This is a genomic window from Levilactobacillus suantsaiihabitans, assembly GCF_004745505.1.
GTDB classification, from domain to species: Bacteria; Bacillota; Bacilli; order Lactobacillales; family Lactobacillaceae; genus Levilactobacillus; species Levilactobacillus suantsaiihabitans.
Map to the genome: position 1 here is coordinate 115,939 of NZ_RKLX01000005.1, position 14,828 is coordinate 130,766.

Genomic DNA, 14,828 nt, shown 5'->3' on the forward strand with positions numbered 1-14,828 from the left:
ATTATAATCGACTGGAGGAAAAAATCAATGACATCTTTCATCTCAGTACAAAATGAAACCAAAACCTATGGTAGTGGCGATCACGCTGTTACCGCAAACAAAAATATCAGCTTTGAAATTGCCCCTGGTGAGCTAACGATCATTCTCGGTGCGTCTGGCGCCGGCAAGTCAACGTTACTCAACGTACTAGGCGGCATGGATCATCTGACCAGTGGCACGGTTAATGTGAATGGCGTTGAGCTTAGCGAACTCGATTCACGTGGCTTAACGACTTATCGCCGCAAACAGGTCGGCTTTGTCTTCCAGTTCTACAACCTGGTGCAAAACTTAACGACGATTGAAAATGTTGAATTAGCAGCCGAAATTGCAGATCAAGCCATGCCAGCCGAAGAAGCCTTGGCTGCTGTCGGCCTAGAGAAGCGTATCCAAAACTTCCCTGCCCAACTTTCAGGCGGTGAACAACAACGCGTCGCGATTGCCCGCGCGATTGCGAAGAATCCTGATCTATTATTGGCTGATGAACCAACTGGTGCGCTGGATTATCACACGGGCAAAAAGATTTTGCAATTATTTCAAGATTTCACGCGTAAGTCCGATAAGAATGTGATTATTGTTACCCATAATTCAATGATTCGGCCAATGGCTGATCATGTCATCGAAATAGCTGACGGTCAAGTAAAAGCAGATACCCGCAACGAGAATCCAACTCCGGTTGCCGAACTAGAATGGTAGGTGATGACTGATGAAAATGCTAAACAAAAATATTGCGCGCGAGTTCAAAATGTCTCTCGCAAGGTATGTCTCGGTATCAGCGCTTTTGATGCTGGGCGTCTTCGTCTTAATTGGGTTGAACGTCACCGGACCAAATATGCGCAAAACCGCGCAAACCGCCTACAATGCCGAGCAGCTGGCAGATGCTAAGGTCACATCAACCGTGAGCTTGAACGCAAAAGATCGAACGGCGATCGAAAACCTTGCGGGCATCAAAAAGACCGAATTTGGCCATACAACGGACATCGTCATTAAAAACACCAAGCATGTGCTACGTGTTCAAAGCAATCCTAAAACGTTATCTAAAATGACCCTCACTAAAGGACACCAGGCAACCACTGCTAAACAAATTGTGTTAAGTGACAAGCTCCGCGGTCAATACCAGCTCGGTGATCATATTACTGTCGCCGCCGGTAAGGCTAATGGGAGTACTGGGCTGACACACAAAACATTTACCATCGTTGGCTTTGCGACCTCAACAGAGTATCTAAAAAAGGACAACCTCGGTTCGACAAGTCTTGGTAGCGGTACCTTATACGGTTTTGCCTATACCACCACTGGGGCTTTTTCTAGCAGCAAGCCCAATGTTGCCCGTTTAGCATTTACGAATGTCAAGGGTGCCGCCTATTCCAATGCCTATGAACACTATGCCACCCAGCAAGTGGCAAAACTGCAACGAAAGCTTAATCAACGCAATCGCGCGCGAGTAGCAAGTCTGCGCAAAGATCTCACCCAACAAATTAACGATGCCAAGACGCGCATTGCTAAGAACACAACGACAATCGCCAACGCAGACACAACGCTAGCTACCGCCCAAAAGCAATTAAACACCCAAATGGCCCAAGCAAAGGCTGCTCAGTCTTCAAGCGCCATTACGACCCTAACGGCCAAACAAAAAGCGCTGAATCAACAGCAAGCGGCATTAAAGAAGCAAAAGCAAGCACTCAAGGCCGCAAAGGCGAAAGTAGCCGACGCGAAGGCAACCAAGCGCCAACTCAATGATGTGTCCCTAACCATCGCCAGTCGTAACGACTACAACGATGGCTACAACAACTACGGCGAGGACGCAGAGCGCATTGACGCACTAGGCAAATCTTTCCCTGCATTCTTTTTCCTGATTGCTATTCTAGTCAGCTTCACCACGATGCGGCGGATGGTTGAGGAAAAGCGCATTGAAATGGGGACCTTGCGCGCGCTAGGGTACACCAAAGGCGAAGTCATGCGCGAATTCCTCGTTTACAGTATCACCACGGCAGTTACGGGGACGGTATTTGGCAGTATTCTCGGCCTACTCGTGTTGCCAAAGATCATCTTCCGCGCGTACACCGCCAACTTTAATTTCTCGAGTCTCCAGCTCGCATTGCATCCGGGATTCATTGCTGCCGGTTTCGCCCTTGCTTTATTCTCGACGGTCCTGGCCTCTTGGCTGGCCGCACACAATTCTCTAAAAACAATCACCGCCGAGCTCATGTTGCCCAAGCCCCCCGTCAGTGGTTCACGAATTTTGCTGGAACACATCACGCCAATCTGGAAGAGAATGAGTTTTTCCCACAAAGTCACTGCTCGTAACCTATTCCGCTACAAGGGTCGCATGCTCATGACCATCATTGGGGTTGCAGGGGCCACTGCGCTGATGATCACCGGCTTTGGCATTCGCGATTCGCTCAATACAATTATCGACCGCCAATTCAGTCAAATTAGCCAGTACGATCTTGTAGCCGTGTACAATCCTAATGCTAAAAAAAGTGAGGTTACCTCTGCTCAAGAAAGCATTACCAAAGCCAACACCGTCAAGCGGTACAGCTCGGCTTACTTTGCCAATGTTTACGCAACAAGTAGCGACTCTAACTCGCGTGAAAACATCTCTTTAATTGCCCCAAGTTCAGCCTCACAACTTGATCAATATATCAAATTGCGAGACTACAAGACCAATAAGAAGATGACCCTCAGCAAGAATGGCGCAATCGTATCACAAAAACTTGCCAAGCTTCAAAATGTGAATGTTGGTGACACATTCACAATCAAAGACACTGATGGAACCAGTCACAAAATAAAGGTCGCCGGCATTACCAAGATGTATGCTGGTCACGCCATCTACATGAGCAAAGCCTATTATAATCAGGTTTACGACACTAACGTCACCGCTAATGCCTATCTAGTGACGCTGAAACATGCCACTGCCAAATCTGTGAATGCTTTTGCTGCCAAATTTAACCGAACAGCCGCGGCCGTTCAAACCGTCCAGTCTAAGGAAACCAAGAAGACAATCACTAACATCTTAAGTAATCTGAACAACCTGATTCTTGTCCTGGTGCTTAGTGCTTCGCTGCTCTCGCTGGTCGTGTTATACACGCTAACCAATATCAATGTGTCAGAGCGGGTGCGCGAATTGTCCACACTCAAAGTGCTCGGCTTCTACCCTAAGGAGGTGCTGATGTATATTTACCGTGAAACCAATATCTTAACCGGTGCGGGGATCATCGTCGGCATTGGGGTGGGATACGCTTTTCACGCCTACATTATGGCGCTGCTCCCTCCCGCAACAGCAATGGTCGCGCCTGGCCTAACTTGGATCAACATTATCATTTCTGTCGGTTTAACAATCGTATTTTCTCTGGTCGTGATGTTCATGATGAACCGCAAGATTCAAAGCGTGGATATGCTAGAAGCGCTTAAATCTGTTGATTAGTCTGCTGATCCTCATTGCGTAAAGACCACCGAATAGCACTAGAATCGTCATCCAACGACGAAACCGAAGATTTGTGATGAACATCCTCAATAAACCGCTCAGCCCTCTCGGCTTGGCGGTTTTATTTTGCCCATTTTCGCTAATATTCGGCTAATTCCAGATTTAGTTTCATTTCTACTTTTGATTTTCGCCTGTCTACAGGCTGAATGGCATATCAAAAAATGTAAATATAAAAAATGCTTCGTATCAAAATAAACGATACGAAGCATTTTTACGTCGACATCGGTTGGTCTTTGGCAAACAACTATGTCGTTTTATCTATCTTTTCAGTGTTTTAACACCCAGTAGAATCCTTGATTCTCAACGATCTCTATCTAAATGGGATATAAAATCTATTCCCATTCAATCAACGACGCCCTCTACCATCCTTGCTACATCAACATTTTAACCCACCGAATCTTTGTCTGGTAGGGAACTGGTAGGGAATAGACCTTGCATAGGATTTTTCACCGCTTGGTTACCAGTAAAGCTAAGACTACTTCTCTTAGCTGGTATCACATTAATACTGCCGGTTAGCTGTTCGGCTACCTTCTCGTTACTACCTCGCCAAAGATGTGCATAGTACTTCAACGTAATATCAGGGCTAGAGTGTCCTAATCGTTGCGATATACTCAACACATCAATATTAAACTCATTAATCAAGTAACTAACGTGCGAATGTCTAAGTGCCTTCGCTTGGATACGTGGTACTCCAGCCATGTCAGCATACCTGCGTATGATGTTCTGCACGCTAGATCGGATGGTCGGCGTATCATCATATGAGATGACGAAATGCTTAACGCCACGCTTACGTTGAATCCTCTGCCACTCAGACAGGATGCTACACGTATCCCCATCAATGGAAATAGTCCGCATACCACTCTCAGTCTTTGTGTACGGTTTCAAGTCATAGTCCATCTTATTCCTAATGTCCAGGGTTCGATGAATTTTCAATTTCTGTCGCTTCAAATCAACGTCACTCCATTGGAGTGCAAGGCCTTCACCTACGCGGCACCCCGTCATAAAGTAAACCCATAACATCACGAAGCAGAAGTGCTCATAGTAATTGGGGAGATAAATTTTTGAAATTACCTGCTCAAATTCAGACTTTGTCCAAATCGGAACCTGTGACTTTCCTTTGGCAACCGACTTAGTTTTCTTGGATACATTCTCGCTCAAGAAACCCACTTGCACGGCATAATCAAGGCTCTTTCGGAAGCTCCCATATACTAAATGACTGAAACCTTGTGAGTAACCACTATCGCTTAAAAGGTAGCTCCTAAACTGCTCACATTGAAGGACTGTTATATCCCTCAACGTAGTATCCCCAAATCTATCGACCAAGTGTTCAAACACGCTTTTACGAGATGAATACGTGCTCTTCTCCACATCAGCCTTATAGGACGGAATATAGTTGTCATGCATAAATGTGCGATAACTAATCCTATAATTCGCATACCCTCGCTGTTCAAGATACTGATTCTTGACTGCCATCAGCTCTTTGTAAGCCTCATGCGCAGAGCGGAATGGCTGCCCTTGTTTAGAACGCCGCTTGGTCTTTTGGATGCGTTTACCTGTTACCTTGTCTGTCCCTAATTCCACGCGATAAAAAATTCTACCATCGTTACCAGTATAGACTCCTGGATACTTAGTCGTTGCCATTATTATCATCGTCCTCATTAAACTCGAGTTTGACGCCAATAATTTTTTCGACCGGATCCAAGGGTACTACGCCTAGTCGTTTACCATTATACAAGCCAAATCCCTTCTTGACCATAAGTAACTTTGCTTGACGTATAATTGTTTGCGCTTGGTACCTCTTAAATCCTATTGCCTCAAGGTCACTGGCGTTTACCATTGATTTCAATATGCTTCGCCCCTTCCATGCCGGCACGAAAATGCGATACTGTTTATGATAGTTCGAACTATCAGAGGCGTTGCTTGCGGCTATGCAATTAGCAGCGCTTTTTGTATCCACTTTTTCCGTGCTATTGTGCACTACCACTACGGTTAGTCTCGTTGAATCAATTTTTGCACATTAATTAGTTCCTTGAGAACAGCATGCTTTGCTAAGTCTTTACGTGCCTGAGCCAGGTCTTCGTCACCAAAATACATTTTAGTTGTCCCCCAATTCAGTTAATAGTTGATTTAATCCTATTTTGTTCACGGCAACATCGGGTGAGTAATACGGATTGGGTTCAGTGCTAATTACTACGTAACTACCCTTAGTAAACTCGACCTCGTTCAAACCATCGGGTGTCACTTCAATAGTTAACGCAATACGTCGATTTAATTGACCAAAGCCATCAATTGTCGAAACAAATTTTTGACGCTCGAAGAAATCAGCTGGGCTGTATGGTGAGGTAATAATTATTTGTTCAGCCTGAAGTTGTAAATTATGGTAGCGTGATACCGTTCGCATGTCGTAATTGAACGGGTCAAGAATTTTCAACAAGTCAGCATACTGCAATACGTTAGGACGAAGCTCATCCAACACTACATTGTGCTGACCGGAATAGTCTTGGAACAGGTCATTAGAGCCTCCAGTAATAAAGCATGCTCCTGGGTCGTCAAGCTTGCCACCAATAGTTTCAGCGAATCGAGTCTTACCAGTACCAGTGGCTCCATAGAGCCAAATCGTCTTGATACTCTTCCCCTGCTGGCGCATTTCATCTCGCCATCTTTCGGCTTTAATGTCTTGAACGGCGGCATTAACTTCCCTCATTGCTCTAGCCTTGCTTGAGTACACCTTGGGTCCCAGTTCCAACAACTCATTCTTCGCCTCTAAAAGAGTAAGCTCACCATCTTTAAGCTCTTCCAAGATGCGGTCAGATTCGACTGACGGGCTTCTGACTCGCTTTTCCAATTTACGCATAAATTCTAAATAATCAAAATTGGCAATAACTTCCGAAAAGTCGTACTGATACCGATCAGATGCATTATCAGTCCGATGCGTAAGATACGCAAAACCATTATTGGCACCATTCTTTCGATTTTGCTTTGTCATGCTTTCGAAGTTCTGCTCCGAATCGTTAAGCTTATTGGCAAGAGAACTGATACGTTGTGCCGAGTCAAACTGCATCATAACATGTACATGTGGTGCCACTGGCTTGCCATCCTTGTCGACATCTTTATCGTGAACAATAATGCCGTACCGTTTAGCATGAAGAGTCTTCACCCGCGTGTGCAAGGCACCGACATCACTAAAAGGCAACCTAGACAATTGTTGAACATACATTGGCGCACTCGTCTTTAATTCGCTCATTATTTTAATCCCCCTCGAAACACTGATGGTACAGTGTTTAGTCTGAATTTTGTCCGGATAAGGGGTGGGAGGATAACAAGCCCTCTCCCACCCGATATTAGATAAGTTTGAGAACATATTGGATGTTTATATTGATGCTATGCGGCGGCCTTGCTTCTGCCTGACGGCAAGCAAGGCCGCCGCTGATGATAACGACACCTCTGCCTAATGACGTGAACCAACTAAGACTAGTGTCATCCCCTCCTGCTCAAATGATGACATGGCATACTGGGGAAACATTAAGCTTATCCGCTGACGTAGTTCATCAGATTGCATGTCAAACATCTTTTGTGCTCCTACAGTCCTAGGCAGTGGGATTACCAACTCTAGTACGTCATCCCAAATACTCAACGTTGCTCGTTTTACAGCCAAATTAAAATCACGAACAACTCGGTCAGCGTCTAATCTTGATGGTTGACGGAAAAGCGAGTAGCGAACATTGAACGTAGCTCTTAGAGAGTTGAACAGATTGACTAACTCCCAATCAAAGAGATACATTCCTTTTAATAGATAGTACATAAGATAGACAACCAAATACATGAAGACTATCCATAAGATTAAGTATTGCGTTCGTACCGCTTGTGCTCCAATTAAGGTAACCAAAATCCCATTACTTTCGAGTTGCTCTTTCATCATAAAAACAAAGAGTAAGACCAACGGCAATAATCCCAGATTGACAACCGCCAAATATAGTTGACTAAGTAACCTTATTCTTTTTTTTCGTTTCACAACTAGACCTCCCCGTATGTTGGCATCAGCAATGGCATCACATTAGCTGGATGTTTACCGTCAATTATTTGAATCAAGCCTGTTCCTTTACCAGGCGGAATGACTATCCCATCGAGGTTACTAAGGTCCGGAAGCAAAAACTGAGTCGTCTTCCTATTCACATTACCAAGCTGAATCATTACATTAGCCTGCTCTCTTACAACTACCGGAAGTGCATTAGCATCAAAACGCTGTGACAACAAGATTAGCTTAACTCCAGTAGCCCGACCCAAAAGTGCGACTTGGCTTAGCAGTCCAAAAAAGGTATCCTTCATTGATTTTGAGACCGAACTAGTCAACGCTAGCAACTCATCAATCACCAGGATATATGGTGTAAACTGCGACCTAGCATTATCCTTCAACGCCAATTGTCGTGTTCGCACAACTTGCAACGCTTCACTCAACAAATCACACACAAGGTTGACAAAGTCATTCTGTGACCGGTCACCATCCGGTATTAACACGTCAACATCATTTTTCTCGGCCCACCGAGTTGGAGCATCCATTTTTGGATCAACAATCTTTAGAGTTGTTTGTTCCTTCATCATCTCAAGGAGATAAGTTAGAGCATATGATTTCCCTGCTCCGCTGTTCCCTGCAATGACAAGATGCGCTATGTCACCAATGCTGATTGCTAAATTGGCCATGACTGGAAGAACCCCTTCCGCTATTCCACTTTTGAATTTTTCCATGTCAGTAATGTCCAGTCGCGTTGGAATGCCCTCCAGCCACGGGAAGAAAAAAGCCCTGGCGGTATGCACGCTATTCTCAGGAAGTGGAACAAAATAAGCACCATTCTGTTTCAACATTGTGTAGTACGGATAGAGTGCACCACTAGCTATTCCGAATATTCGTTGATATAGAGCATCATCCAGGACATATCCAGCCGGGATACGTGGAACAAACTGGAAACCATCTTCAGAGACTATAACGTCGAAACTATTGGTGAATGTTGTCTCACCCCTGATGTCCAATCCCATATTTAGCGACTGGACCAGTAACGTACGTGTCTCCTCCAATCCAAGATGCTTCATACTACTTCACCTTTTGAACGGACTCGGCCTGAAAACTATATTTGTACGACTTATTCCGATAGCCTAACATTCCACTGAATGTAATCAAGTCGCCGAAACTAAGGTTAACTGGGGCGCCATCTACCCGAACCATCACTGGATTTTGGCGGAACACTTTCGCACCATCACCCTTTGCCTCTTGCACGACGGGGTATCGGTACCCCACAATCGGGTCCACGTACTTGCGACTTGCCTCGTCCCAAGTCTGGATTGGTTCAGGTGCTACGCCCGCATATCTGAACTCTAAGTTTGGATTCATACCCGCCCAAAATACCGTCTCTTCTTTCATGTAGCCTCGATAACCTTCCTGTGTTCCTTGCGATTTTGAGTTGGATTGTAACATTACTTATCCCTCCTTTTAATTAAAGGCGATGAGAATATCACCTTGACATAAGTCTAACACGTCCCGTATCATAAACGATATAGAATCCCTATATATTAATTTAAATTGAGAATATCAAAAATAGGAGGCTACAGATATGCAAGACAGCAAGCGCAAAATTTTCGAATCATTAATAATTGATACAGATGGTAACCGGTATGTAGGTGTCAAAACTCTCATGCAGTATTTTCATGAATCTAGGGCATCGGCCTATCGAAGAATAAATCGTGACTTCAAGAACACAGAAGCTATTTTTCATAACTCATTTAATGAATCCATTAGAGTACCCGGTCAACGAGCTACGACTTCTGGAATTACCTTAAACGGATTTAAAACTTATGTAGGAACGCTTGAACAACTCGAACATGAAGATGAAAAATATGCCGTTGACTTGCAAGAGGCCAAAAACCATTTAAATAAAGAGGCCACCGAAAAAGGTAAATCAGCTTCAGCGGATTTTCTCCTCGGTACTCTTCACTCTTTGGATTTGTCGGCAGGACAACAGATTGCTGACCTGCAAGCAACCGTTGATAGCGCCGCAATAGTAAAGGTAACTAATCCATTTTATGGTACGTACACTTTCATGCCCGGTAATACTTACGACGAGTTCCTTCTATGGCTCAAAGAAAAAAATCAATCAAAAAACTCAAAACCAAAAATAGAGCATAAATAACAACGGTGGCGGTACGTCTGGTTCCAACGGTACGGCTGGCTTAGGCTCAACCGGTGGCACGACCGGTTCAACGGCGACGCCAGCTGCCAAGCACTCAGCTGCCCGGCCAACGTTTGCGACGACTGGTGGGAACAACAAGTGGTTTCATTAAGCGTTAGTTCGTGGCTAAGCGGTTAAGCGAACGGTAAATAAAAGCCCCTCAACAGAAATGTTGAGGGGCTTTTAGGCGTTAGGTCATACCTAGTTAAATTTTGTGTTTACTTGGTGCCAAGGACGGCGGCGTTAGTCGCAACGGTGTTGTCATGAATTGCATGAGAGCCGATACCGATAACATTGTAAGCTGAATTAAGCAGGATGTCGCGGTGGCCCCAATCGCTGTCAGCATCGTCATAAATGTAAGCTAAGGCACGAGCTTTGCCGGCGTTGTAAGCGGAGTCAATGACGGTGTTGAGGTTGGTATTGGGATCAATATCTTCATCTGAATTGAGTCCGTGAGAGATCATATTAACTGCGTCCATACCAAGGGTTTCAGATTTGACATAGTTGATGCCAATCTTTTCAGCTAAGACTTTGGCAGCTAAGCGGCCATCAGCTGTGTAATGAGAGCCAATGCTAGTGGAGCCGACCCCAAGGTCTCGTTGCATGGCGACTTGGTTTAAGCCCGTGTCTTGCTTTAAGGCAGAAATCCCGCGTTTAGCCCGTTCAGCGTTGACGGTATCTAAGAAGCCTTGGCGGTATTCAGAGATGTTCATCTTGAAACGCTTGCCTTTGGATAAGCGTTCAAAGTCCGATGGTCCAAAGCCGTTAGCGGCTTCGGCAGCGGAGCCGGTCAGTGGTTTATTAGAATTGGTGTTAACTGAGACTTTCTTGTTGGAGACCTTCTTCAACCAGCCGTGCCAAACCCAGCCCGTATGGCCCGAAGCGGTCTTAAACTTGTAGTAAACTTTCTTGTGGCCGTTCACAGTGACGTGAGAAGCGTAGTAGCCGGTGACGTACTTGCCGTATTGGCCAAGCTTGGCGCCAGTCTTGTGCTTAATCTTACCGTTGGTGTAGATAACGGCCTTCTTGTTGGTGACTTTGTACGCGTGGTTTTTGATGTTCTTATAGTACCGGAACTTAGTGGCGGCTGAAGCGTTGATGGGGTTAGTCGTGGTGATGATGCCCCCAGCGACCCCAGCTGATGCGGCCATAATGGCGATTAATTTGGTGAGTTTTGACATGATAATTTCCTCCTATGTATAACATTAATACGAAGATAATTGTACCATTAACCCCATATACAAATAAAGCTAATATTAATTTTATCATAATAGTTCATAAATGTATACGTTCATTTTTAATCATTATTATTTTCTCTCACTTTACGTACACTTTACTTTAAGAGGTGACGCTATGAATAATAAAGGTTTAAATGAACTTGTCGTTAAAAGAATAAAAGATATTCGTCACCAAAGAAAGATGTCTCAAGACCAACTCTCGGGATTAGCTGATTTGCCAATTAAGTATATCAACAGGATAGAAAACTTTAAAACGGGATTCACAATCGCTACTCTGGAGAAAATCATTCATGCGCTGGGCGTTAGTTACCAACAATTTTTTGACTTTGGTTCCGAACCTAAAATTAATAATGATGACACTACTTTTCAGCGAAAAAAACTATTACGTCTAGTTCATGATTTAGAGGGTACCGTTGTTCAACTTGAAGACATACTCGAAAACACTCAAAACAAAAAAGACAGGTACTAGAATAACTCTAGCATCTGTCTTTTTTTAGCACCCGCCATCAAACTTCTGGTAGGGATTTTGGTAGGGAACTACTTGATTTTAAATCAATTTCGACTAGGTATAGCCCCTTAAAACACCGTCTTATCGGCGTTCACAACTCAATTTATTTATGTGAATTATTCCCATTCAATAGTCGAAGGCGGCTTACTCGTCACATCATAGAGGATGCGGTTTACGTGATCCACTTCGTTAACGATCCGGACGGAAATCTCCTGTAAGACGTCCCACGGAATGCGGGCGAAGTCAGCGGTCATACCGTCGATGGAGGTTACGGCGCGGATACCCACGGCGTAGTCGTAGGTCCGGCCATCCCCCATGACACCGACACTCTTGATGTTTGGTAAGACCGTGAAGTATTGCCAAATATCGCGGTCGAGGCCGGCCTTTTTGATTTCTTCGCGCAGGATCAAGTCACTATCGCGGACGATTTGTAACTTTTCTGGGGTGATTTCACCTAAGACCCGAATCCCTAAGCCAGGACCTGGGAACGGTTGGCGCCAAACCAAGTCGCTTGGCATCCCCAGCTTTTCACCCAATTCACGGGCTTCATCCTTGAACAAAGAGCGTAATGGTTCGATCAATTGGAAGTGCATGTCTTCGGGCAGACCACCCACGTTATGGTGAGACTTGATGGTCTGAGCCGTGTCGGTCCCACTTTCGATGACGTCGGTGTACAAGGTCCCTTGGGCCAAGAAGTCGATGCCATCGAGCTTTTGGGCCTCGTCGTTAAAGACTTGGATGAACTCGTTACCGATGATCTTCCGTTTCTTTTCGGGTTCGGTGACGCCGGCCAGCTTGCTTAAGAAGCGGTCCTGGGCGTCGACCTTGACGATGTTCAAGCCGAACTTGCCTTCCAGGCTGTCCATAACTTGTTTGGCTTCACCCTTACGTAACAGACCGTGATCCACGAAGATGCTGGTCAGTTGCGTCCCAATGGCCTTGTGCAAGAGCACACCCACCACGGAGGAGTCAACCCCACCGGACAAGCCGAGGAGCACGCGTTTGTCCCCAACCGTTTCACGGATGTGGGCAATTTGCAGGTCAATGAAATCGTCCATTGACCAGTTGGCTTCCGCGTGGCAGACGTCAAAGGCAAAGTGCTTTAAAATGTCGTTGCCGTATTCCGTATTGCGAACTTCCGCGTGCAACTGGATGCCGTAGAAGTTCCGGTCAACGTCTTGCATGGCGGAGATTGGACAGTTTTCGCTCGTCGCCACGCGTTCGAAGCCGTCCGGCACTTGGGTGACCAAGTCGCCGTGGCTCATCCACACCGTTTGTTGCTTCGGTGTGCCCGCAAAGAGCTTGGCATCATCACTTAAGACGGTGATTTCTGCGCGCCCGTACTCGCGGTTGTTGGCGGCTTCAACTTTCCCGCCAGTCAGGTCGTGAGCCATCAGTTGCATACCATAACAGATACCCAAGATTGGAATCCCTAACTGATAGATCTCAGGGTCGACGTTAAAGGCCGAGCTATCGTACACACTGTTTGGTCCCCCAGAGAAGATGATCCCCTTGGGGCCCCAAGCCTTGATTTCGGCGGCACTCATGGTGTGCGCCTTTAATTCAGAGTAAACGCCCATGTCACGAATCCGGCGCGTAATCAATTGATTGTATTGACTTCCGAAGTCCAAGACGATGATTTTATCGAATTTGGACATATCAACGTTTGCCAAGCCATTCACCCTTTCTTTTCTTTTCAACATTGGTTATATCATACAGATTTCTGCCACGCGGGTCAATGTTATTTGACCCAAATCGCACCAGAATCAGTTTACCCGGTTAGTCAATTTGAGGCGTGAGCTTTAGGCGCAAATGGTAATAGGTCTGCCGGTCCAAGCGGCGCCGGGCCGTGGCCACGAAGCCAAATTCCGCCGCCAACTTGGCCAGTGTACTGCCCGGGCGGACGTCCATGGCGATGACGGGGGCACCGGTTAACCGGGCGCGGTGAATCGCGTCGCCCAGCAGCCACTCATCGAACCATTTCTGCTGGTAGGTCTTGCCCTTGGAGCGGTTGCGCACCGTCAGCAAGTCGAGGTACCACTCGTCCGGCAAGGCCCGCGGCGTCACCACGTCTTGTTGGGGCGGCGTGAGTTGTTGGCGGGCAAACAGATTGGTCCAGCGATTGTCCAACGTGGGCTCGACGGCGGCCGGATAGCCATACGCCACCCCGACTGCTACGCCCTGATTTTGGTAAACGCGCGCCTGGGGGTAGCCGTAGCGAAATTGAGGCTGGCGCACCCCCACGAATAACATTTGTGATAATTGTTCCTTACTGACGCGGCGCAGTCGCCGGAGCTGGCGGCGTTCCAATTCATGGAGCACCAACAGCGCCACGGCGTCCGCATCCACGCGCGTTGCATCTCGCAGCACCGGCTCACCCCCTAGTATTTCCGCAGCAGCAGCCGGTCGATCCGGTGGTGGAACGTCTTGTGTAAGATCATATCCGCCCGGTTGCGCGTCGGCAAAATGTACTCTTCCAGATTCTTCAGATCAATGTCGCGCCACACTTGCTTGCCCTTGGCGATAGCCTCGGCGTGACTGACGATGGTATACGGATAATAGTAGTTGGTCGGGTCTTGAAAGGCCGTTTCTAGCAACAGCTCGAAGCGTTCCAAAAACCAGCTTTCAATCAGCGTTGGGTCGGCATCGACGTACAATGAGAAGTCCGTGAAATCACTGACATAAATTTGTTCATTGGTCGGCAATTGCAGAGTATTGATGCCCTCAACGATCAAGACATCCGGGTGCACGATGTATTCGAACTGGTCGGGCACGATGTCGTAGACCTTGTGGGAGTATACCGGGGCCTTAATCAGCTCCTGACCGGCCTTGACGTCGTTTAGAAACTGAATCAATGCCGACATGTCATAACTCTCCGGAAAGCCCTTACGCGTCATGAGATTGCGTTTTTTCAACTCTTCATTACTGTACAAGAACCCGTCGGTCGTAATCAGCTGGATGCGTTTGCCCTCGAAATAGTGGTTCAACAGGACTTCTAATAGCCGCGCGACGGTACTCTTGCCAACCGCCACACTACCAGCGATACCGATGATGAAGGGCACCCGTCGCGGCTGTTGCTGCAAAAAGCTGGCCTTGTCGCGCTGCAACTGCCGATAGTGGTCGAATTCTAAGTGTAATAAATGCACCAGCGGAATGTACACATCCTGAACGTCTTGCAGAGAAATGCGGTCGTTGAACGCCTTGATCTGTCGCAGACTCTCCTGGGTCAGCGGCAACGTGGCGTCGTCGGAAAATGCCCGCCACTGCGCGCGCGTGAATGCATTGTAATTAATGGGATCACTCATGGAGACACCTCACCTTTGATTTCTAACTACGCAGCGTTG

The 14,828-nt window shown here is 46.5% G+C and carries 14 protein-coding genes; 4 read left to right on the plus strand and 10 right to left on the minus strand.

The window, feature by feature from the left end; genetic code table 11:
- Window positions 1-27 precede the first annotated feature (27 nt).
- Together EGT51_RS04635 and EGT51_RS04640 are read left to right on the plus strand one after the other, a co-directional pair.
- On the plus strand, window positions 28-732 hold the full coding sequence (locus EGT51_RS04635; RefSeq protein WP_135367601.1) for an ABC transporter ATP-binding protein: 705 nt from the start codon (window positions 28-30) through the stop codon (window positions 730-732).
- A gap of 10 nt (window positions 733-742) precedes the next feature.
- Window positions 743-3,460: an ABC transporter permease gene (locus EGT51_RS04640; RefSeq protein ID WP_135367602.1), complete on the plus strand. Its 2,718-nt coding sequence runs from the start codon at window positions 743-745 to the stop codon at window positions 3,458-3,460.
- Window positions 3,461-3,904: 444 nt separating this feature from the next.
- Here EGT51_RS04640 and EGT51_RS04645 read toward each other — a convergent pair whose 3' ends face one another.
- The 6 genes from EGT51_RS04645 to EGT51_RS04670 form a co-directional block, all read right to left on the minus strand.
- A complete protein-coding gene (locus EGT51_RS04645) occupies window positions 3,905-5,170 on the minus strand; it encodes a tyrosine-type recombinase/integrase (RefSeq protein WP_135367603.1) in 1,266 nt (421 codons plus the stop codon).
- Complete coding sequence (locus EGT51_RS04650) at window positions 5,148-5,357, minus strand: DUF3173 family protein (RefSeq protein WP_404819915.1); 210 nt, start codon at window positions 5,355-5,357, stop codon at window positions 5,148-5,150. The genes EGT51_RS04645 and EGT51_RS04650 overlap by 23 nt, the downstream gene beginning before the upstream one ends.
- Window positions 5,358-5,615: 258 nt before the next feature.
- A complete protein-coding gene (locus EGT51_RS04655; protein ID WP_167850141.1) occupies window positions 5,616-6,764 on the minus strand; it encodes a Rep family protein in 1,149 nt (382 codons plus the stop codon).
- 204 nt (window positions 6,765-6,968) lie between these two features.
- Window positions 6,969-7,532: a hypothetical protein gene (locus EGT51_RS04660; RefSeq protein ID WP_135367606.1), complete on the minus strand. Its 564-nt coding sequence runs from the start codon at window positions 7,530-7,532 to the stop codon at window positions 6,969-6,971.
- Window positions 7,533-7,534: 2 nt separating this feature from the next.
- Window positions 7,535-8,605 (minus strand): FtsK/SpoIIIE domain-containing protein, encoded by a 1,071-nt coding sequence (locus EGT51_RS04665; protein WP_135367607.1) that lies wholly within the window; start codon window positions 8,603-8,605, stop codon window positions 7,535-7,537.
- Between the two features lies 1 nt (window position 8,606).
- Window positions 8,607-8,987 (minus strand): hypothetical protein, encoded by a 381-nt coding sequence (locus tag EGT51_RS04670; protein ID WP_135367608.1) that lies wholly within the window; start codon window positions 8,985-8,987, stop codon window positions 8,607-8,609.
- A gap of 136 nt (window positions 8,988-9,123) precedes the next feature.
- On the opposite strand from EGT51_RS04670, the gene EGT51_RS04675 reads away from it, so the two are divergent.
- On the plus strand, window positions 9,124-9,699 hold the full coding sequence (locus EGT51_RS04675; protein WP_135367609.1) for a hypothetical protein: 576 nt from the start codon (window positions 9,124-9,126) through the stop codon (window positions 9,697-9,699).
- Window positions 9,700-9,956: 257 nt separating this feature from the next.
- Here the strand turns inward: EGT51_RS04675 and EGT51_RS04680 are convergent, their stop codons facing one another.
- On the minus strand, window positions 9,957-10,919 hold the full coding sequence (locus tag EGT51_RS04680) for a CAP domain-containing protein (protein WP_135367610.1): 963 nt from the start codon (window positions 10,917-10,919) through the stop codon (window positions 9,957-9,959).
- A 172-nt stretch (window positions 10,920-11,091) separates the two neighbouring features.
- Here EGT51_RS04680 and EGT51_RS04685 point away from each other — a divergent pair, with 172 nt between their 5' ends.
- On the plus strand, window positions 11,092-11,445 hold the full coding sequence (locus EGT51_RS04685) for a helix-turn-helix domain-containing protein (RefSeq protein WP_167850142.1): 354 nt from the start codon (window positions 11,092-11,094) through the stop codon (window positions 11,443-11,445).
- Window positions 11,446-11,600: 155 nt separating this feature from the next.
- Here the strand turns inward: EGT51_RS04685 and guaA are convergent, their stop codons facing one another.
- The 3 genes from guaA to coaA form a co-directional block, all read right to left on the minus strand.
- The gene (gene guaA / locus EGT51_RS04690; RefSeq protein ID WP_404819916.1) at window positions 11,601-13,142 is read right to left on the minus strand and encodes a glutamine-hydrolyzing GMP synthase; all 1,542 of its coding nucleotides are present in this window, start codon (window positions 13,140-13,142) and stop codon (window positions 11,601-11,603) included.
- 121 nt (window positions 13,143-13,263) lie between these two features.
- Window positions 13,264-13,854, minus strand: a complete 591-nt coding sequence (locus EGT51_RS04695; protein WP_135367613.1) for a hypothetical protein — start codon at window positions 13,852-13,854, stop codon at window positions 13,264-13,266.
- Window positions 13,855-13,865: 11 nt separating this feature from the next.
- The gene (gene coaA, locus EGT51_RS04700; RefSeq protein ID WP_135367614.1) at window positions 13,866-14,789 is read right to left on the minus strand and encodes a type I pantothenate kinase; all 924 of its coding nucleotides are present in this window, start codon (window positions 14,787-14,789) and stop codon (window positions 13,866-13,868) included.
- Window positions 14,790-14,828: the final 39 nt, after the last annotated feature.